The 23,995-nt window shown below is 59.9% G+C and carries 27 protein-coding genes and 2 pseudogenes; 14 read left to right on the forward strand and 15 right to left on the reverse strand.

Translation table 11 applies throughout. The features are described 5' to 3' along the window. Positions 1-17 precede the first annotated feature (17 nt). From ureG to H4P12_RS07960, 10 genes and pseudogenes are all read right to left on the reverse strand, one after another. On the reverse strand, positions 18-650 hold the full coding sequence (gene ureG / locus H4P12_RS07915) for an urease accessory protein UreG (protein WP_187793104.1): 633 nt from the start codon (positions 648-650) through the stop codon (positions 18-20). Beyond that, complete coding sequence (locus tag H4P12_RS07920) at positions 647-1,288, reverse strand: urease accessory protein UreF (protein WP_187793105.1); 642 nt, start codon at positions 1,286-1,288, stop codon at positions 647-649. The genes ureG and H4P12_RS07920 overlap by 4 nt, the downstream gene beginning before the upstream one ends. Next, complete coding sequence (locus H4P12_RS07925; RefSeq protein WP_187793106.1) at positions 1,275-1,754, reverse strand: urease accessory protein UreE; 480 nt, start codon at positions 1,752-1,754, stop codon at positions 1,275-1,277. The genes H4P12_RS07920 and H4P12_RS07925 overlap by 14 nt, the downstream gene beginning before the upstream one ends. 12 nt (positions 1,755-1,766) lie before the next feature. After that, on the reverse strand, positions 1,767-3,455 hold the full coding sequence (gene ureC, locus H4P12_RS07930) for an urease subunit alpha (protein ID WP_187793107.1): 1,689 nt from the start codon (positions 3,453-3,455) through the stop codon (positions 1,767-1,769). Continuing rightward, positions 3,456-3,761 carry an urease subunit beta gene (locus H4P12_RS07935; protein WP_187793108.1) on the reverse strand — a complete coding sequence of 102 codons (306 nt, stop codon included), beginning with the start codon at positions 3,759-3,761 and terminating at the stop codon, positions 3,456-3,458. A 4-nt stretch (positions 3,762-3,765) separates the two neighbouring features. Continuing rightward, positions 3,766-4,326, reverse strand: coding sequence for a HupE/UreJ family protein (locus tag H4P12_RS07940; RefSeq protein WP_187793109.1), 561 nt, complete (start codon positions 4,324-4,326; stop codon positions 3,766-3,768). Beyond that, positions 4,327-4,637, reverse strand: a pseudogene (locus H4P12_RS07945) (urease subunit gamma). Between the two features lies 1 nt (position 4,638). Further along, positions 4,639-5,451 (reverse strand): urease accessory protein UreD, encoded by an 813-nt coding sequence (locus H4P12_RS07950; RefSeq protein WP_187793110.1) that lies wholly within the window; start codon positions 5,449-5,451, stop codon positions 4,639-4,641. A 188-nt stretch (positions 5,452-5,639) separates the two neighbouring features. After that, positions 5,640-6,395: a GNAT family N-acetyltransferase gene (locus tag H4P12_RS07955; RefSeq protein WP_187793111.1), complete on the reverse strand. Its 756-nt coding sequence runs from the start codon at positions 6,393-6,395 to the stop codon at positions 5,640-5,642. A 75-nt stretch (positions 6,396-6,470) separates the two neighbouring features. After that, positions 6,471-7,535 (reverse strand): AI-2E family transporter, encoded by a 1,065-nt coding sequence (locus tag H4P12_RS07960; protein ID WP_187793112.1) that lies wholly within the window; start codon positions 7,533-7,535, stop codon positions 6,471-6,473. Positions 7,536-7,700: 165 nt separating this feature from the next. On the opposite strand from H4P12_RS07960, the gene ndk reads away from it, so the two are divergent. The 5 genes from ndk (at position 7,701) to H4P12_RS07985 (ending at position 10,995) form a co-directional block, all read left to right on the forward strand. Then, positions 7,701-8,123 carry a nucleoside-diphosphate kinase gene (gene ndk, locus H4P12_RS07965; RefSeq protein ID WP_187793113.1) on the forward strand — a complete coding sequence of 141 codons (423 nt, stop codon included), beginning with the start codon at positions 7,701-7,703 and terminating at the stop codon, positions 8,121-8,123. Between the two features lie 437 nt (positions 8,124-8,560). Further along, positions 8,561-9,493, forward strand: coding sequence for an ACP S-malonyltransferase (gene fabD, locus H4P12_RS07970; RefSeq protein ID WP_187793114.1), 933 nt, complete (start codon positions 8,561-8,563; stop codon positions 9,491-9,493). A gap of 184 nt (positions 9,494-9,677) precedes the next feature. After that, positions 9,678-9,860, forward strand: coding sequence for a hypothetical protein (locus tag H4P12_RS18580; RefSeq protein WP_343069797.1), 183 nt, complete (start codon positions 9,678-9,680; stop codon positions 9,858-9,860). After that, complete coding sequence (fabG, locus tag H4P12_RS07980; RefSeq protein ID WP_187793115.1) at positions 9,853-10,590, forward strand: 3-oxoacyl-ACP reductase FabG; 738 nt, start codon at positions 9,853-9,855, stop codon at positions 10,588-10,590. Before H4P12_RS18580 ends, fabG begins: the two co-directional genes overlap by 8 nt. A gap of 171 nt (positions 10,591-10,761) precedes the next feature. Next, complete coding sequence (locus H4P12_RS07985) at positions 10,762-10,995, forward strand: acyl carrier protein (RefSeq protein ID WP_187793116.1); 234 nt, start codon at positions 10,762-10,764, stop codon at positions 10,993-10,995. A gap of 79 nt (positions 10,996-11,074) precedes the next feature. On the opposite strand, the gene H4P12_RS07990 is transcribed toward H4P12_RS07985, so the two are convergent. After that, entirely contained in the window at positions 11,075-11,893 is an 819-nt protein-coding gene (locus tag H4P12_RS07990; RefSeq protein WP_187793117.1) for a sulfotransferase family protein, read from the reverse strand. A gap of 130 nt (positions 11,894-12,023) precedes the next feature. On the opposite strand from H4P12_RS07990, the gene H4P12_RS07995 reads away from it, so the two are divergent. The 3 genes and pseudogenes from H4P12_RS07995 (at position 12,024) to H4P12_RS08005 (ending at position 14,407) form a co-directional block, all read left to right on the forward strand. Beyond that, the gene (locus H4P12_RS07995) at positions 12,024-13,601 is read left to right on the forward strand and encodes a DUF5928 domain-containing protein (protein ID WP_187793356.1); all 1,578 of its coding nucleotides are present in this window, start codon (positions 12,024-12,026) and stop codon (positions 13,599-13,601) included. A gap of 13 nt (positions 13,602-13,614) precedes the next feature. After that, a complete protein-coding gene (locus H4P12_RS08000) occupies positions 13,615-13,995 on the forward strand; it encodes a histidine triad nucleotide-binding protein (RefSeq protein WP_187793118.1) in 381 nt (126 codons plus the stop codon). Between the two features lie 236 nt (positions 13,996-14,231). Then, positions 14,232-14,407 (forward strand): annotated as a pseudogene (locus H4P12_RS08005) (ZinT/AdcA family metal-binding protein). 28 nt (positions 14,408-14,435) lie between these two features. Here the strand turns inward: H4P12_RS08005 and H4P12_RS08010 are convergent. Beyond that, positions 14,436-15,359, reverse strand: coding sequence for an ABC transporter ATP-binding protein (locus H4P12_RS08010; protein ID WP_187793119.1), 924 nt, complete (start codon positions 15,357-15,359; stop codon positions 14,436-14,438). A 149-nt stretch (positions 15,360-15,508) separates the two neighbouring features. Here H4P12_RS08010 and H4P12_RS08015 point away from each other — a divergent pair, with 149 nt between their 5' ends. Next, positions 15,509-15,697, forward strand: coding sequence for a zinc-finger domain-containing protein (locus H4P12_RS08015; RefSeq protein WP_187793357.1), 189 nt, complete (start codon positions 15,509-15,511; stop codon positions 15,695-15,697). A 185-nt stretch (positions 15,698-15,882) separates the two neighbouring features. Then, positions 15,883-18,672, forward strand: a complete 2,790-nt coding sequence (gene polA / locus H4P12_RS08020; protein ID WP_187793120.1) for a DNA polymerase I — start codon at positions 15,883-15,885, stop codon at positions 18,670-18,672. A 187-nt stretch (positions 18,673-18,859) separates the two neighbouring features. Here the strand turns inward: polA and H4P12_RS08025 are convergent, their stop codons facing one another. Continuing rightward, the gene (locus tag H4P12_RS08025; RefSeq protein ID WP_187793121.1) at positions 18,860-19,699 is read right to left on the reverse strand and encodes a universal stress protein; all 840 of its coding nucleotides are present in this window, start codon (positions 19,697-19,699) and stop codon (positions 18,860-18,862) included. A gap of 160 nt (positions 19,700-19,859) precedes the next feature. Beyond that, positions 19,860-21,212 (reverse strand): tRNA (N6-isopentenyl adenosine(37)-C2)-methylthiotransferase MiaB, encoded by a 1,353-nt coding sequence (miaB, locus tag H4P12_RS08030; protein ID WP_187793122.1) that lies wholly within the window; start codon positions 21,210-21,212, stop codon positions 19,860-19,862. 64 nt (positions 21,213-21,276) lie between these two features. Between miaB and H4P12_RS08035 the strand changes: the two genes are divergently transcribed. The 4 genes from H4P12_RS08035 (at position 21,277) to H4P12_RS08050 (ending at position 23,214) form a co-directional block, all read left to right on the forward strand. Next, on the forward strand, positions 21,277-21,615 hold the full coding sequence (locus H4P12_RS08035) for a TfoX/Sxy family protein (protein ID WP_187793123.1): 339 nt from the start codon (positions 21,277-21,279) through the stop codon (positions 21,613-21,615). A 65-nt stretch (positions 21,616-21,680) separates the two neighbouring features. Continuing rightward, the gene (locus tag H4P12_RS08040) at positions 21,681-22,334 is read left to right on the forward strand and encodes a TetR/AcrR family transcriptional regulator (protein WP_187793124.1); all 654 of its coding nucleotides are present in this window, start codon (positions 21,681-21,683) and stop codon (positions 22,332-22,334) included. After that, a complete protein-coding gene (locus tag H4P12_RS08045; protein WP_187793125.1) occupies positions 22,315-22,779 on the forward strand; it encodes an SRPBCC family protein in 465 nt (154 codons plus the stop codon). The genes H4P12_RS08040 and H4P12_RS08045 overlap by 20 nt, the downstream gene beginning before the upstream one ends. 12 nt (positions 22,780-22,791) lie before the next feature. Next, a complete protein-coding gene (locus tag H4P12_RS08050) occupies positions 22,792-23,214 on the forward strand; it encodes a VOC family protein (protein ID WP_187793126.1) in 423 nt (140 codons plus the stop codon). Between the two features lie 146 nt (positions 23,215-23,360). Here the strand turns inward: H4P12_RS08050 and H4P12_RS08055 are convergent, their stop codons facing one another. After that, positions 23,361-23,993: a CDGSH iron-sulfur domain-containing protein gene (locus H4P12_RS08055; protein WP_187793127.1), complete on the reverse strand. Its 633-nt coding sequence runs from the start codon at positions 23,991-23,993 to the stop codon at positions 23,361-23,363. Positions 23,994-23,995: the final 2 nt, after the last annotated feature.

Below are 23,995 nucleotides of genomic sequence, written 5' to 3' on the forward strand. Positions count from 1 at the left end.
TGCCCGGTCATTTCGCGTTACGCGGTTGCGGTGTCGTGAAAGTCTAACCCACCTTCCTGAACAATGAAATCGGCGATCTGATCCACACCGATCCCGTGCCGCAGTTGCGCCATGACCACTGGCCTGGGGCCGCGGGCGGTGCGTGCATCCGATTCCAGCAGCGCGGCATCGACGCCAACATGAGGGGCAAGATCGGTCTTGTTCACGACCAGCAGATCGGAACGGGCAAGGCCGGGGCCGCGTTTACGGGGGATATCCTGACCCGCCGCCGTATCGATGACATAGATGGTCAGATCGGCCAGTTCGGGGCTGAAAGTCGCCGCCAGATTGTCGCCGCCGCTTTCGATCAGCACCAGATCAAGATCGGGAAAGGCACGGTTCAGATCGGCAATCGCGGCCAGATTGATGCTGGCATCTTCGCGGATCGCGGTGTGCGGGCAGCCCCCGGTTTCGACGCCCCGAATGCGTTCGGACGGCAAAACCTGCGCCCGCATCAACGCTTCGGCATCCTCGCGGGTGTAAATGTCATTGGTGATCACCGCCATCGACAGGCGCGGGGCCAAGGCGCGGGCCAATTGTTCGGTCAGCGTTGTTTTGCCCGCGCCAACGGGGCCGCCGATCCCGACGCGCAAGGGGCCATGATGGCTCATGATCTGAAAATCCTTACGGACATGGTTTCGTGGTGCATGGCGGCAATGTCGGCGCCCCAGGCGACACTGGCAAGGTCATCCTCGTTGGCATTGGCGGCGCGGGATGCTGTGTGCAACATTGCGGGTTGCAAGGCGGTCAGCATCATCTGCCCCTCGACCGGGCCAAGCGGCATGAAGCGGATCGCCGCGCTGATCAGGGCGCAGACCTGAGCTTGCAGATAGGCGGCGATGATTTCGGCATGGGGTAGCGGCAGGTCGACGCAGGCGCGGCCGAAGGCGACCGGTAATGCCGCTGGTTTATGCCGCACGCCTGTCAGCGCGGTGATATTGGCGGTGAACGCAGCACCTTGTTCCGTGGTTTCGGTCAGCCGTTCGGCGCTGACACAGGTTGCGTGGGCCAGATCGTTCAGTGCGCCATGATCCGCCTCTGGTCGCAGCGACAATGCGACCAGCACCGCATCGGTCCAGCCCGCACCGTAGTCCAGCCAATCCGCCAGCCATTGCGGCAGGCTGGTGCGCGTGACCTCTGCCCGATCCATCGCCCATTCCAGCCCCTGCGACCACGCAAATCCGCCGACCGGAAAGGCGGGTGACAGATATTGCGCTATTCGCAAACGTGCGGCGTCAGGCGTGGTCATGATGATACGAATGCCCGTTCCCATTCTCATGCCCGTGATCATGGCCGAAGGTGCGGCCGTGGCCATAGGCTCCGCCCTCGGGGCTGAAGGGCAGTTCGGTCCGCTCTACCTTTGCGCCCAATTGGCGCAGCATCGCCTCTAACACATGATCCTGCCGGATGATCAGGCGATCCGCCTCGATCCGGCAGGGGGTGTGGCGGTTGCCGATATGCCATGCCAACCGGGGCAGATTGCCGCGCACCACCAGCACCGGCTCGGCCAGGGCCCGCATGACGACCCGGCGACAGTCCGACAGTTCAAAGGCGTCGCCGTCTTCGATGCTGGTGACTTCGGACAGGTTCAACAGAAAGTCGCCCCCCTCGAAGGTCAGCCGTTTTCGCCGCAACAGGCGGCCTTCGTAATCCAGCGCGATCTGGCCCGCGAAGGGGCCGGGCGCGGCGCGAATGATGGTGGTGCAGATCGTCATATGTGCCGGGCCTCAGAACAGGAAATAGCGCTGCGCCATTGGCAGCTGCGTCGCGGGTTCGCAGGTCAGAAGCTGACCATCGGCGCGAACCTCATAGCTTTCGGGATCGACCTCGATCCGGGGCATGGCGTCGTTCAGGTGCATGTCCACCTTGCCAATGTCGCGGGTATGTTCGACCGCGATCAGATTTTTGCGCAAATCGGCGCCTGCCCCAGCCTCCAGCCCGGCTTGGCTGATGAACAGCGCCGAGGCACGGCCGTTATGCCCCCACATCGGGCGGCTGAAGATCGGCTGCACGGGGATCGAGCCGTTCGGATCGCCCATCTGCGCCACGCTGATTTGCCCGCCGACCAGCACCATTTCAGGCTTCACGCCGAAAAAGGCTGGCGACCACAGAACCAGATCGGCGCGTTTGCCGGGTTCGATGCTGCCGATATGGCGGCTGACGCCATGCGCGATGGCGGGGTTGATGGTATATTTCGCGATATAGCGGCGGGCGCGCAGATTGTCGTTCTGGCCGGTCTCACCCTCTAGCCTGCCGCGTTGACGGCGCATCTTGTCGGCCGTTTGCCAGGTGCGGATGATGACCTCTCCGATCCGGCCCATGGCCTGACTATCGGATGAAATCACCGAGAACGCGCCCAGATCGTGCAGGATATCTTCGGCTGCGATGGTCTCGCGCCGAATGCGGCTTTCGGCAAAGGCCACATCTTCGGGCACCCGGCGGTCAAGATGATGGCAGACCATCAGCATATCCAGATGTTCTTCGACGGTGTTGGCCGTATAGGGCCGGGTCGGGTTGGTGGACGAAGGAAGCACATTTGCCATGCCGACCATGCGGATAATGTCGGGGGCGTGGCCGCCGCCCGCGCCTTCGGTGTGATAAGCATGGATGGTGCGGCCAGCGATGGCGGCCATGGTATCTTCGACAAAACCGGATTCGTTCAGCGTATCGGTATGAATCATCACCTGCACATCCATCGCATCCGCCACGTTCAGGCAGTTGTCGATGGCGGCGGGGGTCGTGCCCCAATCTTCGTGCAGCTTCAGTGCGCAGGCACCCGCCCGGATCTGTTCTACCAGCGGTGCGGGCAGGCTGGCATTGCCCTTGCCCGCGATGCCGATATTCACGGGCAATTCGGCGCAAGCCTCGATCATCCGGGCGATGTGCCACGGCCCCGGCGTGCAGGTGGTGGCCAAGGTGCCATGCGCCGGACCGGTCCCGCCACCCAGCAGGGTCGTGATGCCCGAATGCAGCGCGTGATCGACCTGTTGCGGGCAGATATAGTGGATATGGCAGTCGAAACCGCCCGGCGTCAGAATGCGGCCTTCACCCGCGATGATCTCGGTCCCCGGCCCGATGATCAGCGTCACGCCCGGTTGAATGTCGGGGTTGCCCGCCTTGCCGATCCCGGCGATGCGGCCATCACGCAGACCGACATCGGCTTTGGCGATGCCCTGATGGTCAAAGACCACGACGCCGGTCAGCACGGTGTCCATGGCGCCATCCGCGCGGCTGATCTGGGACTGGCCCATGCCGTCGCGAACGACCTTGCCGCCGCCGAACTTGACCTCTTCGCCGGGAATGGTCAGGTCACGTTCGACTTCGATCAGCAATTCGGTATCGGCCAGCCGGATGCGGTCGCCGGTCGTGGGACCGTAAAGTGCCGCGTAATCAGCGCGGGAAAGCGTGTGGGCCATTTACAGCGCCCCCATGATGTCTTGGCGAAAACCCTGCACGATGCGGTTGCCGGCATAGGGGACAAGCCTGACTTCGCGCATCTGTCCCGGCTCGAACCGGATGGCGGTGCCAGCGGGAATGGACAGGCGCATCCCGCGTGCCGCCGCGCGGTCGAAAAGCAACGCCGAGTTGGTTTCTGCAAAGTGATAATGGCTGCCAACCTGAATGGGCCGGTCGGCAGTGTTCGCGATCAGCAGGGTAATCGCGTCGCGTCCTTGGTTCAGGACAATCTTGCCATCGGCGAGGATGATTTCACCGGGGACCATGGCGTCACCCTGCAACGGTCAGCGCCAGACCAGCCAGCGTCGTCGCGCCACCCATGGCCCGCAGCAGCAGATCGCGTTGCAGCAGCTTGCCCATGCCAATGCCCACCAGATGCAGCGCCATCGTGGCCACGCCAAAACCTGCGCCATAGGCCACCAGACCTTGCGCCGGACCTTCGGCTCCGTGCGCCCAGCCATGCGCAAATCCGAACAAGGCGACGCCCGGAACCAACAGCGGCAGCGGCAGACGCGCGGCCATAGCGACCAGCGCCCCAAGGATCACGACCGAGGCAAGGATCATCGGCTCGACCCCCGGAAAGGGCAGTCCTGCATAACCGGCCACGCCGCCCGCGACCATGGTGCCGACAAAGACGCAGGGCAATGCCCATAACCCACGCCCCCCGATTTGCGCGGCCAGCAGGCCAAGGGCGACCATCGCCAACAGGTGATCGGCCCCACCTACGGGATGTGACAGGCCGCCGATGAACTGGCCTTGTTCATGCTCGGGATGGGCCAGTGCGATCTGCGGCAGCAATATTGCAGCGGTAATGATGGAAAGTTTTTTCACTCAGGCCTCCTGACGGATCGGGTGGTGGACGGTCACAAGTTTTGTTCCGTGGGAAAGGTCGCCTCGATCTGCACGGTTTCGACCATGTCGGGCACGCCCGGCATGCATTGGTCAGCCGTGATGACATGCGCGCCCGCCTGCATCAGATCGGCGACGCTGCGGCCGTCGCGCGCCCCTTCGACCACGAAATCGCTGATCAGGGCGATGGCCTCGGGATGGTTCAGCTTGACGCCACGCGCCAGCCGGTTCCGGGCGACCATGGCGGCAACGGATACCAGCAGCTTTTCACGCTCGCGGGGGGTAAGGTTCATGTCAGACCCGCCAGATACGGGGAAGAGGGTCAGGGCGCAGCGCACCCAGAAGACGGTTGATCTGACGCCGCAGCGGCCAGCCATCATCGGCCAGCAAGCGCAGGACCAGACGACCCGGTGGGGCACTGGCGGCGGCGGTAACGCCGGGTTCATCCAGAACATCGCGGGCAGGCGTCAACAAATCGCCTGCATGGGGCGCAATGATTGCCAGACTGGCGATTGCAGCCGCGCCACCCAGCAGGGCTGGGCCAGCCAATCGCGGCAGGGTGGCATCGTCCAGCGCCAGAGCGTCGTGATGAATGGCGCGTCCGTTCTGCCGCACGATGCGACGGTCGCGCAGATGCAGCCGGTTGATCCGCTCGCCCATCGCCTGCCTGCCAAGAACGATCATCTCCAGCAGCATGCAACCTGCGCCAGACGCCAGATCGACGGTTGTCGTGCGATTCAGCCTTGCGCCGTCGAACAGGATGGTTTCCTGCGGCAGCCAATCCAGCCAGCCGTTTTCGCCGACGCTATGCGTGACCAGCGCAGTGGCGGGGGCATTTGCACGATACGCGCGTTCCGCCGTTTGTGTCGTTGCAAGTGCCTTGGTTCCGGGACGCAAATCGACATGAAATCCCAGCCTGTCGCATGAGGCTAACCCGCCAGAGGTGTTCAGAAACACGATCTCGGACGGGCCGGCGGTGATGCGCGGCAGCATGACCTTGGCCGATCCCGATTGCGCAAGGTCAATGACCCCACGCGATCCCATGGTGACTGCCGCGCACCCTTTGCTGCGCTGCATTGTGATCTTGTTGACCGGTGCATCGAACATGACTGCAGAGGGCGCCCACAAGCCGGGGGCGTCAATCAGACGGATTGGCGATGATGTTCGTGTGCGGCCCTGACACGTGATGAGTGCGTATCAGGCAGACATTTTGCTGACAAAACAGGCACAAGATAAACGTATTCGCCGGTTGAATGCCCAATTCACGTTCAGCGGAAGCTGTCCTTTAGGCAAGCCTAATGCGACACGGCGCGCAGCAACCGCTTGCGGGCGGGCGGGATGGCGCGGATCTCGACCCCGGTAAAGACGTGCATGGTTTTCAGCTGCGGATCGACCACAGCATGATCGCTGACCCATCCCCCCACGGCCAGATAGCTGCGCAGCAGCGGTGGCATGGCGGCCATTGCCAGTTTGGGGTCCGGCTTGCGCAGGCGCAGCTTGCGGGCAAAGCGAAAGACATTCGGCGCCTTGACCCTTGGCAGCCAGCGCCGCGGTGCCAGATGGCGTTCGCGCAGCATGGCAAAAGCCTCGGCATGATCCTCGGGTTCGGTGCCGATAAAGCTGGAGCAGCCGAACAACATCTCGATTCCCGCGTCATCGACATAGCGGGTCATCGCGGCCCATGCGATGCGGATGATATCGGGGTCGCGGCTTTCGGGATGGACGCAAAAGCGCCCCATTTCCACCATCGGGCCATCAAAGTCCTGCAGCGCGGCAAGGTTGTAGAACTGCGCGGAATAGCTGCGGTGAATATCCCGCCCGTTCGGTAAGGTCAGAAAGCGGAAGCAGCAGACCAGTTGCCCGGTTTCGCTGTCTTCCACCAGCATATGCCGATAATCCGGGTCCAGCCGGTCGGCGTCGATCTGCTGGCCGTCGTCCGTATCCCCATTACGCGCCACAAAGCACAGCCAGCGCAGACGCTGGGCGCAACGCAGATCATCGGCTGTTTCAGCCAGCCTGACCAGATAGCGACCTTTGCGGAACGGTTGCATGATGCTGCGCCTTTTCCTGCCTGGGCGGCAGTATAATGCCATTCTGTGACGGATTCGCGAACGGAAATGATGGGGTCAATCGTCCTTCCGGTCGCCCAACACATCCTCGACATAGACACGCTTGACCAGAATGATGCTGACCAGCAGCAAAGGCGTTGCCAGAATCACACCTGAAAAGCCAAACAGGCTGCCAAAGGCCAGAATGGCCAGCACCGTCATCGCAGGGGGCAGGTCTGCCGCAAACCGCTGGATCAGTGGCATCAGCAGGTTTCCTTCCAATTGCTGGATCACGATATACAGAATCGCGACATAGACCGCCAGATCGACCCCTTGGGTCAGCGCAAACAGCACCGCAGGCACGCCCGAGATGAACGGCCCCACGACCGGGATGATGTTGGTCAACCCTGCGATAATCCCAAGAACCAGCGCCAGCGGAACCCCCAGCAACCAAAGCCCAAGGAACGTCGCCAGCGCAACCACCGCCATATCCAGTGCCTGCCCGGCCATCCAGCGGCCAAGGGCACGGCCAATCTCGTCGCAGATCTCGGCGGCGCGCGTGCGATAGGACAGCGGGACCAGCCGCAACCCGCCGCCGCGATAGGTTTGTGCATCCAGCGCCAGAAAAATCGCGACCGTGATCATCAGGGCAAGATTGGCAATCTTGCCGAACACCGTGCTGATCGTGCCGGTGACATAGCCGAAAACCGACGGCAGGCTTTGCGCCGAGGGACGCGCACCCGCGTTTTGTTGGGCATTTGCCATCTGTCGTTCGATGAATTGCCCGGCCGAGCTGTTGTTCAGCCAGTTCGTCACCTGTTCCCACGCCTGCGGCAGGCTGCGCATCAGTTCGCGGAACTGGGTTGAAATGGCGGGACCAGCATAGGCGATGACGGCTGCGCCCGCTAAAATGGCGACCAGTGCGGTAATCATGATCCCGGTCTTGAGGCCGATCCCAAGCCAGCGATGCAGCAATGCACCGCCGCCACGCAATGCAATTGCAATCAGGATGGCGCCAAAGGCCATCAGCAGCATCGGCGACCATTTCCAGACAGCGGCCAGCACCAGTATGAGCGCAAAGACTGTCAGGATTGTGGCCAAAGGCACCCGAGGCTTGGTTTCCGGTGTTTGCGGTTCCGTCATGAATGCCTCGTCCCATGAAATGCTGTTTTGGTCCAATGCGACCTTGCTTTCAGTGCAGTCAACATACCTGCGCCTTGCCCGTCAACGCCAAGCCTGTTAACCGGGCGCGGATTTCACACGATGCGGGTCGGTTCCGCATCCATGCTGACATGATAGGAAAAGCCCATGGCTGTTGAACGCACACTTTCGATCATCAAACCCGATGCCACCAAGCGTAACCTGACTGGCAAGATCAACGCCAAGTTCGAAGACGCCGGTCTGCGCATCGTCGCACAAAAGCGCATCAAGCTGTCGCCGGAACAGGCTGGCAAATTCTACGAAGTCCACAAGGATCGCCCGTTCTATGGCGAACTGGTTGACTTCATGGCGTCCGAGCCGGTCGTCGTGCAGGTTCTGGAAGGCGAAGGTGCCATTGCGAAGAACCGCGAAGTCATGGGCGCCACCAACCCGGCAGACGCCGCCGCCGGCACCATCCGCAAGGAATTCGCCCTGTCGGTCGGCGAAAACTCGGTTCACGGTTCGGACGCCCCGGAAACCGCCAAGGAAGAAATCGCATTCTTCTTCTCGGGTCTGGAACTGGTCGGCTGATTGAAGCGACAGGTCTGGAATTGAGGAAAGGGGCCGGGATGGCCCCTTTTTTATTGCGAATTGTAGGCTTGCACTGGATCAGCCCGCATAATGTGCTGGCAAGGATCCTCAGTTCCAAGTGGTTCTATTTACTTGGCGTATCTGCTTCGTCATGGAGAATGTATCAGACAGTCACTGAAAGGGGACTTTCTGGAAGTTGGCTGGTATGAGACGCGCTGCTTTCATCGGACGGAGATGGAAGGCGCAAAGCTTGTCCGCGTTGGCGAAGCCTATCGGATCAGGCAAGAACCGTTGTCTGACTGATCGTTGCGTCAGCACCATCAGCGAGCGATGATAATCGGTTCAAAACGGACTTTCGCTTTTCCACTGCTCAGTTGCAGCGCCTGGCCCCACAGGCTATGCCCTTAGGTAACAGAAAAATATCGCAGGGGATCAAGATGCGGGCATTCGTTTTTCCGGGGCAGGGGGCGCAGACCATTGGCATGGGACGTGAACTGGCCGAAGCCTATCCCGCTGCGAGAGAGGTTTTTGAGCAGGTCGACGAAGCCCTTGGCGAAAGCCTGTCCGACTTGATCTGGAACGGTGATATCGAAACGCTGACGCTGACGCAGAATGCGCAGCCTGCGCTGATGGCGACCTCGATGGCGGCGTTCCGTGCGCTTGAGGCCGAGGGGATCACCATTCAGGACGCGAATTATGTCGCCGGGCATTCGCTGGGCGAATATTCGGCGCTGTGCGCGGCGGGCTCGCTGACATTGGAAGATACCGCCCGCCTGTTGCGTCTGCGTGGGCAGGCCATGCAAGAGGCCGTGCCGGTCGGCGTGGGCGCGATGGCCGCGATCCTTGGGCTGGATTTTGAGACGGTGGACCGTATCGCCCGCGAAACCGCTGGCGAGGAAGAAGAGGTCGTGCAGGCCGCCAATGACAACGATCCGGCGCAGGTGGTGATTTCGGGCCACAAGGCCGCCGTCGAACGCGCCGCCGAGGCGATGAAGGAGGCCGGAGCAAAGCGTGCGTTGATGCTGCCGGTCTCTGCCCCTTTCCATTCGGTGCTGATGCAGCCTGCCGCCGCCGCCATGGCCGACGCCTTGGCAGGTGTTGATATCCAGCCGCCGGTCGTTCCGCTGATCGCGAATGTCCGTGCCGAGGCCGTGTTTGAACCGGGCGCCATTCGCCGTCTGCTGGTTGAACAGGTTACCGGCACCGTGCGCTGGCGTGAATCCATCGCCAATATGGCCGAGGCAGGCGTGACCGAGTTTTGGGAGATCGGCGCGGGCAAGGCATTGTCGGGCATGATCAAGCGGATCGCCAAGGATGTGACCGTGCGCAACATCGGCGTGCCCGTCGATATCGTTGCATTGCGGGGCTGACAGCGACGCGTCTGATCGCCGCCAACAGGCTGCATATGTGCGCCAATCAGATCGCAGCAGCGGTCAATGTGCCGTTGATTCATATTGCGGAGGCCACTGGTGCTGCAATCCGGCGGGCCGGTTTTAGCCGTCCCGGCCTGATCGACACCGGCTTTACAATGTAAAGCGGTTCTATCGGGACAAGCTGGAAGCGGTGGTGGCAGATCTGGTTGCGGTTGGCGCAGATTGCGTCATCCTTGGCTGTGCCGAGGTGGGAATGCTGCTGAACCCGCAGAATGTGCCGGTTCGGGTTTGTGATACGGTTGAATTGCATTGCCGCGCAGCGATAGAAGCCGCCATGACCGATACGGGAGAGACGAATGTTTGATCTGACGGGTAAGAACGCGCTGGTAACGGGCGCATCCGGGGGCATTGGCGGCGCCATCGCCCAAGCGTTGCATGCCGCAGGCGCGAATGTGGCCCTGTCGGGAACACGGGAAGCGCCCCTGCGTGAATTGGCCGACAAGTTGGGTGATCGCGCCTTTGTCGTGCCCGCGAACCTTTCTGATGCCGAAGCGGTTGTCGCGCTGCCCAAAGCTGCTGCCGACGCCATGGGTTCGGTCGATATTCTGGTGAACAACGCCGGGATCACCCGCGACAACCTGTTCATGCGGATGTCGGATGACGAATGGGCGCAGGTTCTGGAAGTGAACCTGACCAGCGTGTTCCGCCTGTCGCGCGCTGTTCTGCGCGGCATGATGAAAGCCCGGTGGGGCCGGATCGTGAATATCACCTCGGTCGTGGGGACGACGGGCAATCCGGGGCAGGGCAATTATGCTGCAGCGAAGGCCGGTCTGGTCGGCATGTCCAAATCACTGGCCTATGAGGTCGCAAGCCGTGGGATCACCGTCAACTGTGTCGCACCGGGCTTTATCGAAACGGCCATGACCGACAAGCTGAATGATGAGCAAAAGGCCAAGATTCTGACGCAAATTCCGGCAGGTAGCATGGGCACGCCCGGCGATATTGCCGCCGCTGTGACCTATCTGTCCAGTAAGGAAGCCGGTTACGTCACCGGTGCCACGCTGCACGTCAATGGCGGCATGGCGATGGTCTGATAATCGGGGATTTTTGCAACGCATCGACAGATAAATACACGGAAAAGCTGTTGCATGATGTGTATTCGTTGCTATATCCCGGCGAATAGCTGCAGGGGAACCGCCCTGTGCAACTGCGGGTGTTTGGCCCGCGACCTTTTGGGCGGATGCCCGCGATAATGAGGATGTGACATGAGCGATATCGCTGATCGCGTGAAGAAGATCGTAGTCGAGCATCTGGGCGTCGAAGAAGACAAAGTGGTCGAAACCGCTTCGTTCATCGACGATCTGGGCGCAGACAGCCTTGACACCGTCGAGCTGGTGATGGCCTTCGAAGAAGAATTCGGCATCGAGATTCCTGATGATGCTGCTGAAACCATCCAGACGGTTGGTGATGCAGTCGGCTTCATCAAAGGCGCGGTCTAAGCCGCACCCTGCCTTATGGCATTTTGAACGGCGTCCCTTGGGACGCCGTTTTTCGTTCTGGCCTTGGCTGTGGATGGGTCTATCGGCTCAGCTTTGCGTGAACCTCTTCCAGATCAACTTCGGCTTTGGGCATTTTGTTGTCTGGGTCGTCGAAATCGTAATGGAACAGGCGGAAGTCGTCTTTGTAGATTTCCCACATCAAGTGGCGCGACAGGTCGTCAAAGTAGTCGCTGACCTTGTGCGCGCGCTTTGGTCCGTGGCCTTCGGATTCGTTGAACCGGGGAACCTGTGCCAGATCGACTCTGACCGGCGTTTCCAGATCGTCCAGCACATGCGCCATGCCATGGTTGAATTTTTCGGTAAAGAAAATCTTGTCATATCGGCCGCCATTCACGATGAAGGTCGCGATATGGCCGGACATGGCTGACCAGTGAATGTCCGGCTCCATCGGGCGGCGCCAGCGGATGGTGTCGCGGGCAAACAGCAGAAAGCGGCGAAAGCTTGCAACCTGATCAAAGTCGAAACCATTCTCGGGGCTGCCCACATCCACGCCGTATCGTTGCATCAGTTGCGGGACCAGATTTCCGCGATAGCGTTTGCCGTTTCGCTGAATACCAGCGATCTTGTCAAAAAATGATGACAGGATACGGGCATAGGGGTTGCGCACGCAGGTAAACGTCGGTGCCGCGTGAGTGCGGACAGCATTTTCGATCGGCGACTGGCTTTGTTCCTGCGACCACTTGTGCAGGCCATCTTTGGAGTCGTGAATATCGCCGTCAAAAAAGCGGCCGTGATCGGAATAGAACATGATCTGACCGATGGTCGAACACGCGCATTTGGGCACGACCCGATAGATCATGCTTTGGCTTTCAGTCATCCAGACGCCGGGAAAACCCATTCAAATGCGCTCCTGTAGATTGGCGATACGTGATGTTTGCCCGCCCGCCAAAAATTGTTACAGACAGAAAGCAAAAGCTCGGCGATATTTCAATGTTTTCGTCGCCTAACCTGCCGAGATGTATACCTATATGACGCGCATCGCCTTTATCCTTCTGGCACACAAGGACCCGCATGGGGTGATCGATCAGGCTGAACGCCTGACAGCGGCAGGAGATTACGTTACCATCCACTACGATCAACGCGCCTCGGATGAGGATTACAGGCAGATCAGGGACGCGCTGGCTGCCAACCCGGCAGTGGCGTTTGCCAAGCGGCGCTATAGATGTGGCTGGGGTGAATGGTCGCTGGTCGCAGCCTCGTTGGCTGCCGTGCGTCATGCTGAGCAACGTTTTCCGCTGGCGACGCATTTTTACATGCTGTCTGGTGACTGCATGCCGATCAAATCGGCTGAATATACGCGCATGTTTCTGGAAAGCGACGACTGCGACTATATTGAGGCCGTCGATTTTGACGAAGGCAACTGGATCAAGACGGGATTGCGGGAAGAGCGTCTGATCTATCGTCACTGGTTCAACGAACGAACACAGACGCGGGCGTTCTATCTGAGCCTGAAGCTGCAAAAACGGCTGCGTCTGACGCGCCCGACGCCCCATGGTTTGCAAATGATGATCGGGTCGCAATGGTGGTGCCTGCGCCGCCAGACGGTTGAAGCCGTTTTGGCGCTGATTGACCAGCGCCCCGATCTGATCCGGTTCTTTCGCACCACATGGATCCCGGACGAGACGTTTTTTCAGACGCTGGTAATGCATCTGGTGCCCAAAACCGAAGTCCGCAGGCGGTCGCCGACCTTCCTGATGTTCACCGATTATGGGATGCCGGTGACGTTTTATAACGATCACTACGATTTGCTGTTGCGGCAGGATTATCTGTTTGCCCGCAAGATCAGCCCTGCGGCGTTGGAGTTGCGTGAACGACTGGGCGCGGTCTGGCAGGCCTCGGGGGTCAGCTTTGCGATTTCGAACGAAGGGCCGCGTCTGTTCCGTTTCCTGACCGAACGGGGGCGCGTAGGCCGACGGTTCGCCCCGCGTTTCTGGGAAACGGATCGCGGCTTGCAGTGTGAAAACGTCATCGGGCTGATCGTGGCGAAAAAGTGGCATGTCGCCAAGCGGTTGACGGCGCGGATCAGGGCGCTGACCGCGATCCCGACGGTGGATTACCTGTTCAATGAATTAAACGCTGAACTGCCCGATCTGGGCGGTATCGCGTCATCTGTCGCCCAACGCGACAGGCACCGCCGCGCCCTGGTCAAATTGTTGTTCGAGGAATTCGAGGCAGAACAACTTATCATGTGCGTCGACCCTTCGGCGTTGCCGTTGATTTCCGATTTCGCCGGGGAACGGTCGCGTGCACGCATTCTGTTCATCGATACCGATTTTGGCGAAAAATACCTGCGCGGGCACATGAAGCGGATCGGGGTGGCCGGGGATGGCACACCGGATGAGGTGGTCGAACGCCTGCTGCCGATCGTCCGCGGTGATCTGCAGCACGAGGCCGAACGCCTGCGCGATATGGGTTTCCCACATTTCGAAGTGATCTCTGAACAAGCCGGGACTGCGATCAATGCAGCCGCGATTGCGCGCTTTCTGGAAGTCTCGGATGAAATCGCGCAAGATCTGGCGGCAACACCGCATTTGTTCAGCGACTAACAGGGATATGCCGATGGCCTACCAGTATGATGACAACAACATCTTCGCCAGGATCCTGCGCGGGGAAATTCCGAACGATACCGTCGCCGAAAATGACTATGCGTTGGCTTTTCGCGATATCGCGCCCAAGGCACCCACGCATGTGCTGGTGATCCCCAAGGGCAAATATGTCAGCTTTGACGACTTCGCCGCCAACGCCTCCGAGGCCGAAATCATGGGTTTCATGCGCCTTTCCGCGCAGGTCGCCAAGGCCGAAGGGGTGTCGCTGGAAGGTGGCAACGGATTCCGCGCCATTACCAATGCCGGCAGCGATGGTGTCCAAGAGGTTCCGCATTTCCATCTGCACATCATGGGTGGCCGGAATATGGGGCCGATGCTGGCGACGGGCGGTTAAGCCGCCAATGCATCGCTGAGTTTGCTTGGGCGCCGCCGCGAAAGCTGGCTGCGCCTTATCCTTTGTCGGAACAGCTTTGAGGCCGGTTGCTTTGACGTTCGCAGGTTTTAAACGAATTATAATATGTTATATCATAACATAATTCGTATGGACACTCTCATGCCTACGACCCTAAGCATCATGATGAGGACATCCAGAAAGGCTATTTCAATGATCGTCAGGTCGCCGCACGCGGTCTGAGCGACTGGCAGGGAGAATGGAGTCGGTCTATCCCTTGCTCATGGACGGAACGCTGGACGCTGTCATGGCCGACAAGGCAGCACAGGGCGAAAAAACCGCCGACGAATATCGCACCTACTATCCCGCATCGCCACGTACAGCAGACATCGTGGCGAAGATGATGGCGCCCTAAATCCAACAGGAATGATGGCGCGGGATTGTCAGGCCCGCGTCAGTTCGACGAACACATCCTCAAGATCGGGCTGTTCGCTGGCGACATCCAAAATAGGCACATCCGCGCCGCGCAGGGCGTCCAGCAACTGATCGGCGCGGATCAGTGTGGGCGCATAGCTGATTGCCAGCCGCCCGTCCTCGCGCCATTCCGGTCTTGCCCCCGGTGGCAATGCAGGCAGGTCGCGGCGGCCATCGGTATCCAGAATCAGCGTCTTGGCGTCCTTGCCGGTCAGCAATTCCTGTGTCGGCTTGCGCACGACCAATTCGCCATGGTTGATAATGGCGATTTCGTCGCACATCTGTTCGGCCTCCTCCAGATAATGCGTGGTCAGGATGATCGTCATGCCGGCCTGATTCAGCTTGCGGACATTTTGCCACAGCATTTCGCGCAGCGTGATATCGACACCCGCCGTCGGTTCGTCCAGCACAAGGATCTGTGGGCGATGCACCAATGCCTTGGCCAGAAGCAACCGCCGCTTCATCCCGCCTGACAGGCTGCGGGCATAGGCGTTGGCCTGATCGGTCAGGCCCACCAGCTCCAGCAGCTCGTCTGTCCAGCGCTCGGACTTTGGCACGCCGTAAAGGCCTGCCTGCACCTCAAGACTGGCGCGAGGGGTGAAAAACGGGTCCATGTTCAACTCTTGCGGCATGACGCCGATGGCCGCACGCGACTGACGCGGGTTCACGTCCTGATCGAAGCCCCAGATCACCACGTTGCCAGCGGTCTTGTTGACCAGACCCGCCAGAATGTTGATCGTGGTCGATTTGCCCGCCCCGTTTGGACCAAGCAGGCCAAAGATGCTGCCCGCCGGGATCGCCAGATCGATTCCCTTCAGCGCCTCTTTGGCAGGTGCGCGGCCTTGGGCGGCATAGGTCTTGCGCAATCCGGTGATTTCGATGGCATTTGACATGGTTCTTTATCCTTGCAGAGCTTGCGAAGGCAGGCTGCGCTGCGATAATGGGGTTAGACCAGAACATGCCCGCCGCGACAAGAAGGCCAGCCATGACCCATATCGAAGTGCCAGAAAACCCGCTGTCGACCAATCAAACCGTCAGCGAACTGAATATGCCCGCGCCGGAAACAGTGACGGTGACCAGTTGGAAAGTTGCTTGTGACGGCGATGAAACCGCCGGTCTGGGCCATCCGCGTGTCTGGCTGGCGATTTCGCCCGATACCGGCTTCGTCGATTGCGGCTATTGCGACAAGCGCTTTGTGATCGACCGCGATCACGCGCATGACGATCATTGATCTGAATTCCCCCGGGAACTGAACTGCGCGAATCGGCTGGCATCCTTGTCGGCCGTTTTGATTTTGCCCGTTTTGGATTCTGGCCGCTTTGGATTCTGGCGGGGCGATCATTTGGACCTGATCACCCTTTGCCCCCGGCGGCGGTTTCTGCCAAACAGGGGCGACAGCGTGAAAGGACCCTCATCATGAGCTTTGGCAAAGGCGCGCGCCTGCATCTGATTGATGGCTCTGCGTATATCTTCCGGGCCTATCACGCCCTGCCGCCCTTGACGCGGAAATCGGACGGCCTGCCGGTTGGCGCGGTGGCCGGGTTCAGCAACATGCTGTGGAAATATATTCTCGACCAGCAGGGCAGCGAGGCGCCGACCCATGTGGCGGTGATCTTTGACCATTCCTCCAAGACATTTCGCAATGCCATCTATCCCGAATACAAGGCCAATCGCCCTGACCTGCCGGAGGATCTGCAGCCCCAATTCCCGCTGACCCGCGATGCGACCCGCGCCTTCAACATCGCCTGCATCGAAACCGAAGGGTATGAGGCCGATGACATCATCGCAGCGCTTGCCTGCAAAGCCCGTGATGCGGGTGGCCAAGTGACGATTGTCAGCAGCGACAAGGATTTGATGCAGTTGATCGGCAACGGCGTGACCATGCTGGACCCGATGAAGAACAAGCTGATCGGCCCGGATGAGGTGATCGAAAAATTCGGCGTCGGCCCGGATCGTGTGGTGGACGTGCAGGCGCTTGCGGGTGATTCCGTTGACAACGTGCCGGGTGCGCCGGGCATTGGCATCAAGACCGCCGCGCAACTGATCAACGAATATGGCGATCTGGAAACGCTGCTGGCGCGGGCCGGGGAAATCAAGCAACCCAAGCGTCGCCAAACTCTGATCGACAATGCCGAGCAGATTCGTATCTCGAAGCGCTTGGTGGAATTGGATTGCGATACGCCGCTGGATTTCACGCTGGAAAGCCTTGAGGTGAAGGAGCCAGAAGCAGAGGCATTGCTGAAATTCCTGTCCGAGATGGAATTCCGCACGCTGACCAATCGGGTTGCTGAAAAACTGGGGGCAGAGGCTCCGGCAGTCGTTTCGGCTCCGCCATCAGATGCGCCTGCGGCCCCTGAACAGCCCGGGATCGACACCAGCCTGTATCAGAACACCACGGATCGCGCCGCGCTGGATCAGTGGATCGCGGATATTCGTAACATCGGCTATGTCGCGATCGACACCGAAACCACCAGCCTTGATGAAATGCAGGCGGAACTGGTTGGGATTTCGCTGTCAACCGCGCCCGGCATGGCGACCTATATCCCCGTCGGTCATGTCGCGGGTGGCGACGATCTGTTCGGCCAAACGCAGCGCGTTGATGGCCAGATGGACCTGGCCGAGGTTCTGGCCGCGCTGAAACCCGTTCTGGAAGATCCGGCGATCCTGAAGATCGGGCAGAACCTGAAATACGACTGGAAGATTCTGGCGCGACACGGCATCACAATGGCGCCCATCGCCGATACCATGCTGATGTCTTATGCGTTGAATGCGGGCACCCATAACCACGGCATGGATGAATTGGCCGAGCGTTACCTGGGCCACAAAACGATTCCGATCAAGGATCTGATCGGCAGTGGCAAATCGCAGATCAATTTCGGGCAGGTGTCGCTGGACAAGGCCGGTCGCTATGCCGCCGAAGATGCCGATGTGACGCTACGCCTGTATCAGCATTTCGCGCCGATGCTGCCGACAGAACGGGTCACGACGGTTTATCAGACGCTTGAACGTCCCATGGTGCCGGTTCTGGGCCAGATGGAGATGTCGGGCATCCGCATTGATGGCGATACGCTGAAACGCATGTCCAACGCATTTGCGCAAAAGATGGCGCAGCTTGAGGATGAGATTTACGAGCTTGCGGGCGAAAAATTCAACGTCGGCAGCCCCAAGCAGTTGGGCGAGATCCTGTTCGAAAAGATGGGCATGGCGGGCGGCAAGCAGGGCAAGACCGGGGCCTTTTCCACCAGCGCCGACGTGCTGGAAGATCTGGCTGTTGAACATGATCTGCCCGCGCGTGTGTTGGACTGGCGACAGATCGCCAAGCTGAAATCAACCTATACCGATGCGCTGCCGACCTATGTGAACCCCGATACCGGGCGCGTCCATACCAGCTATTCCATTGCGGGCGCACAAACCGGGCGTCTGGCATCAACCGATCCGAACCTGCAAAACATCCCCGTTCGCAGCGAAGAGGGCCGCCGCATCCGCGAGGCCTTTGTGGCGACGCCGGGGCACAAGCTGGTCAGTCTGGATTACAGCCAGATCGAGCTGCGCATTCTGGCCCATGTCGCCGATATTCCGGCGCTGAAACAGGCGTTTCGCGATGGCGTCGATATTCACGCCATGACCGCCAGCCAGATGTTCAACGTGCCCGTCGAAGGTATGGACCCGATGATCCGCCGTCAGGCCAAGGCCATCAATTTCGGCGTCATCTACGGCATCTCGGGCTTTGGGCTGTCGCGAAACCTGCGTATCCCGAGGGCCGAGGCTCAGGCGTTTATCGACACCTATTTCCAGCGCTTCCCGGAAATCCGCGCCTATATGGACAGAACGGTCGAGGATGCAAAGCGCGATGGCTCTGTGCGAACATTGTTTGGTCGCCGCATCAATACGCCAGGGATCAATCAAAGCGGCCCCGCCGCCGGGGGTGCCCGCCGCGCCGCGATCAACGCCCCCATTCAGGGGGCGGCGGCCGATATCATTCGCCGCGCCATGATCCGCATGCCTGACGCGATCGCCCATCTGCCGGCAAAGATGCTGTTGCAGGTCCATGATGAACTGGTCTTCGAGGTCGAAGATGGGGCGGTTGACGACTTGATCAACGTTGCCCGTGACGTGATGGAAAACGCAGCCGAGCCTGCGGTGAAACTGTCGGTTCCGCTGGTCGTCGATGCGGGGCAGGGCATGAACTGGGCCGAGGCGCATTGAGGCCCACCCTCTTCATCCGTGGCAGATTGACGAGCGATGCGCGGCGGCCTCGGTCCATCTGGTCGTGGCCGAAAGCGATTGCGTCAGCGTCATCCGTGCGGCCAAGGGCATGCACCGATGAAAGCGATGACGATCTGTGACTAAAAAGGGCCGCATCACGCGGCCCGTTTGATTTTTCGTTGGTTGGTCAACGCGCCATAAAGACAGGAACCTTTGCCTTCTCAAGCATGCTGCGTGTCGCGCCGCCAAGAATCGCTTCGCGAAAACGCGAATGGCCGTAAGCACCCATCACGATCAGTTCGGCATCTATGTCGATAGCGCGGCGGTTGATCTGATCGCTGATGGTGGGTTCAGTCCGGGCAATGATCGCGACTTCTGTCTTGACGCCATGGCGGGTCAGCAGGCGGGCCAAAGCCGCGCCCGGATCATTCCCTTCGACTCCGCTGCGTCTTGGATCAATCACGGTGATTTCCACCAGTTCGGCTTGCCGCAGCAAGGGAATGGCGCGGCGGACGGCTGTCATCGCCTCGGATGATTGGTTCCAGGCGATCAGGATACGCTTGGCCGGTTCCTGCGACACCTTGGCATCGGGCAGGACCAGCACCGGACAGCCGCCTTCGAACATGGCCGCTTCGGTGATGGCTTCGGCATCCCCGGTCGCGGTCTGACCGTAGGGTTGCGACAGGATGGTCAGGTCGGAATAGCGCGCGCGCATGCCGACAAGGTTGGTGACCCCCCCGATCTGAGCCACCGCCGATTCGACTGACCAGCACAGGTCCGCTTTGGGCCCCAATTCCTGTCGGACTTTCTGTTCAAGCTCTTGCGCCTCATCGACGGCGGTATCCATCGCCTCTTGAAAGACATAGGGCGTGCCGCCGGGGAAGTAATATCCGGTCTGGCTGTGATCGACCCCAAGGCACAATACGCTGAGATGCCCGTTTTCGCGCCGTGTCAAAGCGCCCACGTTTTCCAGAACCGACAATTGCCGCAGATCGGACAGGACGGTCAGGATGCTTTTATAGGCCATGACAGCCTCCTTCATGCTGGGCGTCAGTCCCGTGACGGGACTGATCCAATGCCCCCATACCAACAGGAAAGCACGAATCGGGCCAAGGTCAAAGCGTCACACTGTCGCGCCAATCAAAAAACCGGCATGATCAAGAAATTAGCGGCGTTTCGTCGCAGCGTCAGGCCACCAGCTCTCCATGCAAGGAGTTGCGGGCGCTGCCGATGATGCGGACCTGCACCAGATCGCCTATCTGGACATTGGGTGCCTCGACAAAGACCGAATGCAGATAGTCGGACTTGCCCACCATCTGACCCTCGATCCGTCCTGCCTTTTCGAACAGCACGCCCAGTGTCCGGCCAATCATGCCTTCCTGTGCGGCCCTTTGCTGTTTGGTCAGCAGGGCCTGCAACTCTTGCAGGCGGTCGTCTGCGACCTTGCTGTCCACTTCGGGACGGTCATAAGCCGGAGTGCCGGGGCGGGGCGAATATTTGAAGCTGAAGGCCGTGCCGAAATTCACTTCGGCCACAAGGCGCAACGTGTCCTGATGATCGGCGTCGGTTTCGCCCGGAAAGCCCACGATGAAATCGCTGGTCAGCATGATGTCGGGGCGGGCGTTGCGGATGCGGTCGATCAGGCGCAGATATTGTTCCGCCGTATGCTTACGGTTCATCGCCTTCAGAATCCTGTCGCTGCCCGATTGCACCGGCAGATGCAGATAGGGCATCAGTTGCGGCACATCGCGATGTGCGCTGATCAAATCGTCGGCCATGTCGTTGGGATGACTGGTCGTATAGCGGATGCGGTCCATCCCGTCGATGTCGCCAAGGGCGCGGATCAGCCGGCCAAAGCCCCATTCCCGGCCATCTTCGCCAACCCCGTGCCAGCCATTCACATTCTGGCCCAGCAACGTGATTTCGCGCACGCCGCGCGCCACCAGATCGCGGGCTTCGCGCATGATGCGTTCGACCGGGCGGCTGACTTCGGCCCCGCGGGTATAGGGAACGACGCAGAAGGCGCAGAATTTGTCGCAACCTTCCTGCACGGTCAGAAAGGCCGCAGGCGCACGACGGGTCGCGCGGCGTTCAGGCAAATGCTCGAACTTGTCCTCTTCGGGGAAGTCGGTGACGATATTGGGCGCCTCGCCGCGCACCATGGCGGGCAGGCGGTGATAGGCCTGCGGTCCCACGACCAGATCGACCACGGGCATCCGGCGGGTGATTTCCTCACCCTCGGCCTGTGCGACGCAACCGGCAACACCGATTTTCAGGTCGGGGCGCTCGGCCTTTAGCGGCTTCAGTCGGCCAAGGTCGGAATACAGCTTTTCTGCCGCTTTTTCACGGATATGGCAGGTGTTCAACAGCACCATATCCGCGTCGTTCTGATCCTCGGTCAGCACATAACCTTCCACCGCCATGGCTTCGGCCATACGTTGCGAGTCATAGACGTTCATCTGGCAACCATAGGTCTTGATAAAGAGCTTTTTGGCCGCCCGGTCCGACGTATCGGCGGTTTTAATGGCTTGGTCAGTCATGCCGTGCTGTCCTTGAGGTTCGGGCGGTGATACATGAAAGCGCATCTTTTGGAAAGGTGGCGACATGGGCCGCGACATCGACACGGATCTGGTCACGATCAACAATATCGGACCCGCAACCGCCAAATCCCTGATCGCCGCCGGGATTCCCGATGCAGCGACCTTGCGGGCGGTTGGTGCCCACGAAGCCTATCGCGCACTTCTGATCGCCGGAGAGCGACCGCATTTCATCGGCTATTATGTGTTGCAGATGGCGCTGCTGGGCCGTCCGTGGAACGATTGCAAGGGCGCAGAAAAGGACGCGTTGCGGCTGCGGTTTGATTCGCTTGTGACAGAAGTCAGGGGTGCCCCGGCCACCGGCATCGAAGCGAAGCTGAGAGAAATTGGTTTGCTGAATCCGTAATGGCATTGAAATCGCAAGATTAAATTTTCTTGTGATACATACCGACTGGTTGGTATGTTAATTGCATGGCACGGAAACCGAAATATGAACCCGAACGTGGCGATGCGCGGACAAGGCTGTTGGATGCCGCCCGTGATATCGTCAGAACCCAAGGCTTCGCCGCCACCAGTGTCGATCAGCTTTGCCGCGCGGCCGGTGTGACCAAGGGCGCGTTCTTTCATCACTTCGCCAGCAAGGAAGCCCTTGGCGTCGCAGCTGCCCAGTTCTGGAGTGAAACGACCGCCGCCTTTTTTGCTGGCGCCCCTTATCATCAGCACGAAGACCCGCTGGACAGGGTTTTGGGTTATGTCGATTTCAGACGCGATATCATTGCCGGAAACCTAGAAGAATTCACCTGTCTTGTCGGCACGATGACGCAAGAAGCCTATCATTCGCATCCCGCGATTCGGGATGCCTGTGCGGCCAGCATCTTTGACCACGCAGCGACGTTGGAGCCTGATATCCGGGCGGCGTTGCTTCAGTATGGGCTGGCCGGTCAGATCGACGCCGCCAGCATTGCCAACCATACGCAAGCGGTCCTGCAAGGTGCCTTCATTCTGGCAAAGGCCGCCAACGATCCAACTGTCGCCATCGACAGCGTCGATCACCTGAAGCGCTATCTGACACTTCTGTTTCAATCACGTCCGAAGGGAGGACAACATGACCACGACCCCAAATGAACTGGTCCTTGACCGTATCCTGAACGCCCCGCGTGCCGCCCTGTGGCGCTGCTGGACCGAACCCAAGCTGTTAGAGCAGTGGTTCTGCCCCAAACCCTGGTATGTCACCGATGCCGTTCTGGACCTGCGGCCGGGTGGTGCGTTTTCCACTGTGATGCACGGCCCCGAGGGGGAAGAATTTCCCAATAACGGCGTCGTGCTAGAGGTTGTTCCCGGTGAAAAGCTGGTCACGACCGATGCTTTCCTGCCCGGCTGGATCCCGTCGGGCCGCCCCTTCATGGTCGCACAGGTCACGTTCGAGGACGCAGGCGACGGCAAGACCCACTACGTCGCGAAGGCCATGCATTGGACCGCTGAGGCCAAGGCAGAGCACGAAGCAATGGGTTTCCATGACGGTTGGGGCGCGGCTGCCGATCAGTTGGAAGCCTTGGCAAAATCTTTGTAAGGGGAACAGGTCATGGAACCGACGATATATTTGTTTTTCAAAGGCAATTGCCTTGAAGCGATGAGCCTGTATGCAGACATTCTGCATGGCCAGATCCAATATGTCTTCAGGAACGGCGACGCCCCGGACGACCAGCGGATGCCAGGCGGCGACGATGTGGTGATGAATATGTCGATGAAGCTGGGCAATGCGACCATCATGGCATCCGACAACTCGGATGAGATGTATGATAAGCCGCAGGGGTTCTGCGTCTCGATCCCCATTCCGTCGGCAGAGGAATTCGATCGTGTCTATGCCCGGCTGTCCAAGGATGCTGAACAGATCACGATGCCGCCGGAAGAAACTTTCTGGGCTGACCGTTTTGCCATGTTCCGCGACCGTTTCGGCATCCCGTGGATGCTGAATTTCACAGGGTCCAAGGCGACGCAGCAGTAAGCCGTCAGATTTGGATCGTGAACCAGTAAGAACGCCCCCGGACCAAAAGCCGGGGGCGTTTCCTGATTACAGCATCACATCCGCCCATTCCGGGTGACGCGCATATCGCGCCCGGCCAAAGCGGCAAAGTGGCACGATCTCGATCGTCATTCGCTTTTGAACCCTGCTTCCTTGTGGCTGCCATCGCAGAAGGGTTTGTTTTTTGAATGGCCACACCGACATAGGAAGAATTTCGTGCCTGCGGTAATCTTGCGCCCGCTGCCGGCAATGATTTCCAGATTGCCCGTCACTTTAAGGGGGCCATCTTTGGTTGGGTTCACGGTCAGCGGCCCGTCGTGTCGTTCCAGCACCGGCGCGTCGGGCAGGGTGGCGACATCGCTGGTGGCCTTGAAGCCGGCTTCGATATGGGTGTTGTCACAGAACGGTTTGTTCCCAGACAGACCGCACCGACACAGGGTGGCACGCGTGCGCGGGTCCTGGCCGTCAATCCGAATGTCGCCGCGAACCTCGCTTGGGCCGTCCTCCAGCAGGCGCAGGCTGTTGCTATGCGGGATCACCTCGTTCAGGCCGCCGTCTTTTCGCTGATAGGTCAGCGCCCCGGATGGGCAGGTGTCGATGATGCGGGCGATTTCCTCGGCCGCGGCGTCGTCGGGGAAAATCCAGCCCCCCTTGGTGCCGGGGCGAAACACGGCCGGTAGGCCCAGCACGCAACGGCGTGCGTGGATGCATTTCTTGCCGTTAAAGCTGACGATGATCGCATCGGATTCGGTTGTTGACATCG

The organism is Paracoccus amoyensis, assembly GCF_014490725.1.
GTDB classification, from domain to species: domain Bacteria; phylum Pseudomonadota; class Alphaproteobacteria; order Rhodobacterales; family Rhodobacteraceae; genus Paracoccus; species Paracoccus amoyensis.

Coding starts and splice junctions, on each gene's coding strand:
- ureG (WP_187793104.1), bottom strand. CDS start 650: ATGAGCCATCATGGCCCCTTGCGCGTCGGGATCGGCGGCCCCGTTGGC.
- H4P12_RS07920 (WP_187793105.1), bottom strand. CDS start 1,288: ATGACCACGCCTGACGCCGCACGTTTGCGAATAGCGCAATATCTGTCA.
- H4P12_RS07925 (WP_187793106.1), bottom strand. CDS start 1,754: ATGACGATCTGCACCACCATCATTCGCGCCGCGCCCGGCCCCTTCGCG.
- ureC (WP_187793107.1), bottom strand. CDS start 3,455: ATGGCCCACACGCTTTCCCGCGCTGATTACGCGGCACTTTACGGTCCC.
- H4P12_RS07935 (WP_187793108.1), bottom strand. CDS start 3,761: ATGGTCCCCGGTGAAATCATCCTCGCCGATGGCAAGATTGTCCTGAAC.
- H4P12_RS07950 (WP_187793110.1), bottom strand. CDS start 5,451: ATGTTCGATGCACCGGTCAACAAGATCACAATGCAGCGCAGCAAAGGG.
- H4P12_RS07955 (WP_187793111.1), bottom strand. CDS start 6,395: ATGCAACCGTTCCGCAAAGGTCGCTATCTGGTCAGGCTGGCTGAAACA.
- H4P12_RS07960 (WP_187793112.1), bottom strand. CDS start 7,535: ATGACGGAACCGCAAACACCGGAAACCAAGCCTCGGGTGCCTTTGGCC.
- ndk (WP_187793113.1), top strand. CDS start 7,701: ATGGCTGTTGAACGCACACTTTCGATCATCAAACCCGATGCCACCAAG.
- fabD (WP_187793114.1), top strand. CDS start 8,561: ATGCGGGCATTCGTTTTTCCGGGGCAGGGGGCGCAGACCATTGGCATG.
- fabG (WP_187793115.1), top strand. CDS start 9,853: ATGTTTGATCTGACGGGTAAGAACGCGCTGGTAACGGGCGCATCCGGG.
- H4P12_RS07985 (WP_187793116.1), top strand. CDS start 10,762: ATGAGCGATATCGCTGATCGCGTGAAGAAGATCGTAGTCGAGCATCTG.
- H4P12_RS07990 (WP_187793117.1), bottom strand. CDS start 11,893: ATGGGTTTTCCCGGCGTCTGGATGACTGAAAGCCAAAGCATGATCTAT.
- H4P12_RS07995 (WP_187793356.1), top strand. CDS start 12,024: ATGACGCGCATCGCCTTTATCCTTCTGGCACACAAGGACCCGCATGGG.
- H4P12_RS08000 (WP_187793118.1), top strand. CDS start 13,615: ATGGCCTACCAGTATGATGACAACAACATCTTCGCCAGGATCCTGCGC.
- H4P12_RS08010 (WP_187793119.1), bottom strand. CDS start 15,359: ATGTCAAATGCCATCGAAATCACCGGATTGCGCAAGACCTATGCCGCC.
- polA (WP_187793120.1), top strand. CDS start 15,883: ATGAGCTTTGGCAAAGGCGCGCGCCTGCATCTGATTGATGGCTCTGCG.
- H4P12_RS08025 (WP_187793121.1), bottom strand. CDS start 19,699: ATGGCCTATAAAAGCATCCTGACCGTCCTGTCCGATCTGCGGCAATTG.
- miaB (WP_187793122.1), bottom strand. CDS start 21,212: ATGACTGACCAAGCCATTAAAACCGCCGATACGTCGGACCGGGCGGCC.
- H4P12_RS08035 (WP_187793123.1), top strand. CDS start 21,277: ATGGGCCGCGACATCGACACGGATCTGGTCACGATCAACAATATCGGA.
- H4P12_RS08040 (WP_187793124.1), top strand. CDS start 21,681: ATGGCACGGAAACCGAAATATGAACCCGAACGTGGCGATGCGCGGACA.
- H4P12_RS08045 (WP_187793125.1), top strand. CDS start 22,315: ATGACCACGACCCCAAATGAACTGGTCCTTGACCGTATCCTGAACGCC.
- H4P12_RS08050 (WP_187793126.1), top strand. CDS start 22,792: ATGGAACCGACGATATATTTGTTTTTCAAAGGCAATTGCCTTGAAGCG.
- H4P12_RS08055 (WP_187793127.1), bottom strand. CDS start 23,993: ATGTCAACAACCGAATCCGATGCGATCATCGTCAGCTTTAACGGCAAG.